Raw genomic sequence first — 3,318 nt, forward strand, 5'->3', positions numbered from 1 at the left:
GGGGCGGGGGGCCCCCCCCCCCCCCCCCGCCTCCGCCGTTCCCGCCGCGGGACCGCCGGATAGCGTCGGCCGGTCAGCGGCGCACCGGCACGTTAGTCCGTCCCGGGTCACGCTTGTGTCACAGAATATCGACAGCTCCCCATTGTTTTCCCGTGCGCGACACGCCCGCCGGGAAGAGCGCGCGGAATTCCGGCCGGGAGCGGGGTAATTCCCCCGGAGATTGCCGCGCCCTCTTGGATCAGACCAGGTGATTACCCCTCAGTTCCCTTACATTTTCTCCACGTGAGCGGAGTCGACGGCCCGCCCCAGGAGATCCCGCGCGGCCCTGATCCGGTCCGTCAGCTCCGGCGGCTCGACGACTTCGAACTCACAGCCGAGCAACATGACGTGAATCACCAGAACGGTCAGGTTCACCGCCCCGGTGCGCAGCAGGCAGCTCTCCGCGTCGACCGGTTCGAGGGTCCCGTCGCTGGGTCCGATGACCAGCGACGCCGCCTCGACCGGGATCTTCAGCCTGATGAGCGCCCTGGCCGCGTACACGCCCTGCGACACGCCCTGGGAGACGTACGCGGCGAGGTCCTCGGCCGGGGGCGGGCGCGGGGTGAACCGGGGCCCGTGCGGGGGCTTGGGCTCGATCCGGTCGGCCCGGAAGGTCCGCCAGGCCTCCCGGTCCAGGTCCCAGGCGACGAGGTACCAGCGGCGCTCGGTGCACACCAGCCGGTGCGGCTCGACGGTACGGCGGCTGACGTTGCCGCCGTGGTCCCGGTACCCGAAGCGCAGCCGTTCGGCGTCCCGGCAGACGGCGGCCAGCTCGGTCAGGACGGAGGGGTCGACGGTGGAGCCCTGGGGGTCGCGCAGCATGGAGACGGTGAACTCGTTGAGCGCCGAGACCCGGCGCCGCAGCCGCGACGGCAGCACCTGCTCCAGCTTCGCGAGCGCCCGTACGGAGGCCTCCCCGATCCCCTCGACCCCGTTCCCGGCGGCGGTGCGCAGTCCGACGGCGACCGCGACGGCCTCCTCGTCGTCCAGCAGCAGCGGCGGCATCTCGGCCCCCGCCCCCAGCTGGTAGCCACCGCCGGTCCCGGGACTGGCGGTGACCGGGTACCCCAGCTCCCGCAGCCGGTCGACGTCCCGCCGCACCGTGCGCGGGGTCACCCCGAGCCGGCCGGCGAGATCGGCCCCGGTCCATTCCCGGTGGGCTTGCAGCAGGGACAGCAGGCGCAGCAGTCGTGCGGAGGCATCAAGCATGCGGAGCAGTCTGCCGGTCGCCCGGCCGGCGGCCCCACCCGAGCCCCGCGTCGCGCGGCCGCCGTGCTCAGCGCGAGCGCGACGGTGCGGGAGGGGCGGCCGGGACCGGCAACGGGACCGGTGCCGGGGCCGGTGCCTTGGCCGGGGCCGGTGCCTTGGCCGGCGGGGCGGCGGCGGTCGGCGGCAGGGCCAGCAGCGTGCCCACGACGAGCCGTTCCGGACGCTCCCCGATCACCCCCCGGTTCGCCTCGTACAGCGCCCGCCAGCCGCCCGCCACCCGACGCATCGCCGCGATCGACACCAGCGTGTCCCCACCCCGCACCACGTGCATCCGTCCCGCCAGCCCGTACCGCTTCGCGCACACGGGCCACGCGTCCCACCCCTGCGCGCCGAGCACGTCCTCCGCGATCCGGACCTGCTGCTCCCGGCTCGCCAGGTCGGCCCGGGCCGCGAAGACCAGGCCCCCGTACTCCTCCCACGTCGGCTGCCAGAACTGCAGCCCGCCGTAGAAGCCATTGCCGGTGTTGACCGCCCAGCGGCCGCCGCTCTCGCAGTCGGCGACGCAGTCCCAGGGCCACTCCCCGCCCGGCCCGCAGTCCCCCGGCCCGCGGCCGACGACCCCCGGCGAGCCGGGGTGCGCGGCCCCGGCCGGCCCGGGCGCGGGCGGCGGCGGGGCTCCGGCCGAGGCCGGGGCGGCCGAGGCGGCGGCGTCCCAGGGGAATACGAGCACCAGCGCGGCCACGGCCGCGGGAGCGGCCCGCCGGATCCGGAGATTGGGCATCGGGTCACGCTACGCAGGAGCGCGCGGACGCCCCGCGCGCCACACCGCGCGCCCCCGCGCCCCACCCGGTCGGCCGACGCGCCCCGTGCCCCCGAAACGAACAGCATGGTCCACCAACTGCGCACAACCGGCAAAGAGTTGGCACGGATGCGAAGTGCCCGGCGGCCGGTTCACCCCTCCGGGGGCCGGGTTCGAATCCGTTCCCTCCCTGGCGTGACCCCGGCCGCCGCTCGGCCGTTGAGCCCGGCGAGCCGGGAACTCCCCGGCCCGCCGCACCTATGCCGAGGAGCCACCCCGTGCCGCCCATGCTCGACGTCAGTGATGAGGTACGTGCCGAGATCGGTGACGAAGAAGCCGACAGGCTGCTCGTCGGCGACGACGCGCCGCGCAGTTACGACTGCACCTCCTGCCGCACCCCGGGAGACCCGCAGAGCGACCCCACCAGCACGGTGCTCTTCGTCGGCGAGGAGACGGCCGTCCTGGCCTTCGCGCACGCCACCTGCATCCCCTCGCAGGTCGTCACCGTCTCCGAGGAGCAGCTCCAGGGCGCGGTCGCCAGCATCACCGGTGACAGCCCGGCCCCCGCCCCCGCGGGCGTCCCGCAGAACGCCCCGGGCGGACAGGCCGTCCTCGGCATCACCAGCGGCCTGGTCCTGATCGGCGGCGAGCTGCACCCGGCCCTGGTCGTCGAGCCCACCGCGCCGATCGCCCGCCCCGGCAGCGACGGCCCCGGCGACGACTTCCTCCCGCTCCTCATCGAGCAGGGCTTCATCCCGGTCACGGACACCTCCGAGCTCCCCGCCGGCCTCCCCGGCTGGTCGGTCCTGCTCGCCGCGGGCCAGCTGCACGCCGTGCTCCAGCCGGGACTCGACGGCGGCCGTCCGGTCTCCTGGTGGCAGGCGCACCAGGCCCTGTCGGTCACCGACGGCTGGCGCGCCGCCGTCAACAAGACCCAGCGCGTGCTCATCTACGCCGCACCGGTCGGCTCCATCGGGCAACAGCCCCGTGAGGACCTGCTGCGCGACGCCCTGGACAAGGCCGCCGCCGCGGGCAAGCTGGTGGCCGCCTCGATGCCCCTGGCCGGCACCCCGGGCGCCTGACGCCCTCCCTGCCGCCGGAAACGGCCGCCGGCCTCCCGCCGAGGGGGGCCGGGCGGCATGTGCCGGGGGTGGGCGGGGCCGGCCGCGCGAACCCCCCCCGCGGCGCTTTGGGAGATAAGTAGATCGTGCGGTGGGTTAAATATGTAGGGGTTAAATAGTTTTATTAAGTGGGTGGGGGTGAAATAAAAA

At 74.7% G+C, this 3,318-nt stretch carries 3 protein-coding genes; 1 reads left to right on the forward strand and 2 read right to left on the reverse strand.

Annotation, left to right across the window (positions count from 1 at the left end):
• Nucleotides 1–267: 267 nt before the first annotated feature.
• Entirely contained in the window at nucleotides 268–1,248 is a 981-nt protein-coding gene (locus tag ABT106_RS31540; RefSeq protein WP_351284384.1) for a helix-turn-helix transcriptional regulator, read from the reverse strand.
• A 67-nt stretch (nucleotides 1,249–1,315) separates the two neighbouring features.
• Nucleotides 1,316–2,029, reverse strand: coding sequence for a LysM peptidoglycan-binding domain-containing protein (locus ABT106_RS31545; protein ID WP_351284387.1), 714 nt, complete (start codon nucleotides 2,027–2,029; stop codon nucleotides 1,316–1,318).
• A gap of 296 nt (nucleotides 2,030–2,325) precedes the next feature.
• Between ABT106_RS31545 and ABT106_RS31550 the strand changes: the two genes are divergently transcribed.
• Complete coding sequence (locus ABT106_RS31550) at nucleotides 2,326–3,129, forward strand: DUF8842 C-terminal domain-containing protein (protein ID WP_351284390.1); 804 nt, start codon at nucleotides 2,326–2,328, stop codon at nucleotides 3,127–3,129.
• Nucleotides 3,130–3,318 lie beyond the last annotated feature (189 nt).

The sequence above is a fragment of the Streptomyces sp. NPDC002044 genome (assembly GCF_040296725.1).
Taxonomy (GTDB): domain Bacteria; phylum Actinomycetota; class Actinomycetes; order Streptomycetales; family Streptomycetaceae; genus Streptomyces; species Streptomyces antarcticus.

Bases quoted from the DNA above. Each gene is read 5' to 3' on its own strand.
- ABT106_RS31540 (WP_351284384.1), bottom strand. From the start codon at position 1,248: ATGCTTGATGCCTCCGCACGACTGCTGCGCCTGCTGTCCCTGCTGCAA.
- ABT106_RS31545 (WP_351284387.1), bottom strand. From the start codon at position 2,029: ATGCCCAATCTCCGGATCCGGCGGGCCGCTCCCGCGGCCGTGGCCGCG.